Origin of the sequence: Micrococcus sp. KRD026 (genome assembly GCF_017168445.1) — a bacterium.
Lineage (GTDB): Bacteria > Actinomycetota > Actinomycetes > Actinomycetales > Micrococcaceae > Micrococcus > Micrococcus luteus.
The window spans coordinates 1-543 of the sequence record NZ_JABFBA010000039.1; the positions used below are offsets into that span (position 1 = coordinate 1).

1 protein-coding gene is annotated in these 543 nt (G+C 63.7%); it reads right to left on the bottom strand.

Going from position 1 to position 543, the window contains the following annotated elements; genetic code table 11:
• Positions 1–543: MFS transporter (locus J1M40_RS11805; protein WP_206450813.1), on the bottom strand; the 543-nt coding region annotated here is incomplete at both ends.

A 543-nucleotide genomic window follows, 5' to 3' on the forward strand; every position in this document is an offset into this window, starting at 1 on the left:
GCCCCTGCGATCAGAACCCAGTTCTGTGGAATATGGGCCAGTTCCTTGATGACGAGCACGGTGCCCACCAGCCCGACCATCGCATAGAGGGATGAGACGAGATCCCACTTCTTCGACGGATCGGGATGGTTGTGCGGCGCGATGATTGCGGTCGCCACAAGTGCGATGGCAACAACGGGGACATTGATGAGGAAAACAGATCCCCACCAGAACCGTTCGAGAAGGGCGCCGCCGAGAATGGGTCCGAGCGCTGCCCCCGCGATCGACAGGCTCCCCCAGATGGCGATGGCGATGTTGCGCTCACGAGGATCGTCGAACGCGAGGCGGATCAGAGCAAGCGTGGCGGGCATCATCGCTGCGGCCCCCACAGCGAGGAGTGCCCTGGCGCCGATCAGGAAGGCAGGGTTGGGCGAGAATGCCGCTGCCAGTGATGCGGCACCGAAGATCCACAGGCCGACGACGAACATTCGGCGGTGGCCGATGCGATCGCCCAGTGTGCCTGCTCCCAAGAGGAGGCCAGCCATGACCAGGGGGTAGGCGTTG